Source organism: uncultured Pseudokineococcus sp. (assembly GCF_947495735.1).
Taxonomy (GTDB): Bacteria; Actinomycetota; Actinomycetes; order Actinomycetales; family Quadrisphaeraceae; genus Pseudokineococcus.
Genome location: NZ_CANMAA010000035.1, coordinates 1 through 1,589, shown reverse-complemented (window position 1 = coordinate 1,589; position 1,589 = coordinate 1). Strand labels below are relative to the sequence as shown.

The 1,589-nt window shown below is 58.9% G+C and carries 1 rRNA gene; it reads left to right on the top strand.

Annotated features, from left to right (window positions below):
• Positions 1-31: 31 nt before the first annotated feature.
• Positions 32-1,553 (top strand): 16S ribosomal RNA (locus Q0848_RS18850).
• Positions 1,554-1,589: the final 36 nt, after the last annotated feature.

Below are 1,589 nucleotides of genomic sequence, written 5' to 3'. Positions count from 1 at the left end.
TGGTGGTTGGGGGGTTGTTGACTGTTGTGCATTGATGGAGAGTTTGATCCTGGCTCAGGACGAACGCTGGCGGCGTGCTTAACACATGCAAGTCGAACGGTGAAGCTCAGCTTGCTGGGTGGATCAGTGGCGAACGGGTGAGTAACACGTGAGCAACCTGCCCCTGACTCTGGGATAACCACCGGAAACGGTGGCTAATACCGGATATGACGGCTGGCCGCATGGTCTGGTCGTGGAAAGTTCTTCGGTTGGGGATGGGCTCGCGGCCTATCAGCTTGTTGGTGGGGTGATGGCCTACCAAGGCGACGACGGGTAGCCGGCCTGAGAGGGCGACCGGCCACACTGGGACTGAGACACGGCCCAGACTCCTACGGGAGGCAGCAGTGGGGAATATTGCGCAATGGGCGGAAGCCTGACGCAGCGACGCCGCGTGAGGGATGAAGGCCTTCGGGTTGTAAACCTCTTTCAGCTCCGAAGAAGCGAGAGTGACGGTAGGAGCAGAAGAAGCACCGGCTAACTACGTGCCAGCAGCCGCGGTAATACGTAGGGTGCAAGCGTTGTCCGGAATTATTGGGCGTAAAGAGCTCGTAGGCGGCTCGTCGCGTCTGCTGTGAAAGCCTAGGGCTTAACCCTGGGTCTGCAGTGGGTACGGGCGAGCTAGAGTGCGGTAGGGGAGACTGGAATTCCTGGTGTAGCGGTGAAATGCGCAGATATCAGGAGGAACACCGGTGGCGAAGGCGGGTCTCTGGGCCGTAACTGACGCTGAGGAGCGAAAGCATGGGTAGCGAACAGGATTAGATACCCTGGTAGTCCATGCCGTAAACGTTGGGCGCTAGGTGTGGGCCGCATTCCACGTGGTCTGTGCCGCAGCTAACGCATTAAGCGCCCCGCCTGGGGAGTACGGCCGCAAGGCTAAAACTCAAAGGAATTGACGGGGCCCCGCACAAGCGGCGGAGCATGCGGATTAATTCGATGCAACGCGAAGAACCTTACCAAGGCTTGACATGCAGGGAAATCCTCCAGAGATGGTGGGTCCGCAAGGGTCCTGCGCAGGTGGTGCATGGTTGTCGTCAGCTCGTGTCGTGAGATGTTGGGTTAAGTCCCGCAACGAGCGCAACCCTCGTTCGATGTTGCCAGCGGGTTATGCCGGGGACTCATCGGAGACTGCCGGGGTCAACTCGGAGGAAGGTGGGGATGACGTCAAATCATCATGCCCCTTATGTCTTGGGCTTCACGCATGCTACAATGGCCAGTACAATGGGCTGCGAGACCGTGAGGTGGAGCGAATCCCAAAAAGCTGGTCTCAGTTCGGATTGGGGTCTGCAACTCGACCCCATGAAGTCGGAGTCGCTAGTAATCGCAGATCAGCAACGCTGCGGTGAATACGTTCCCGGGGCTTGTACACACCGCCCGTCACGTCACGAAAGTCGGTAACACCCGAAGCCGGTGGCCCAACCCCTTGTGGGAGGGAGCTGTCGAAGGTGGGACTGGCGATTGGGACGAAGTCGTAACAAGGTAGCCGTACCGGAAGGTGCGGCTGGATCACCTCCTTTCTAAGGAGCATCTTCATGCTGCCGGCCCTGGTCATG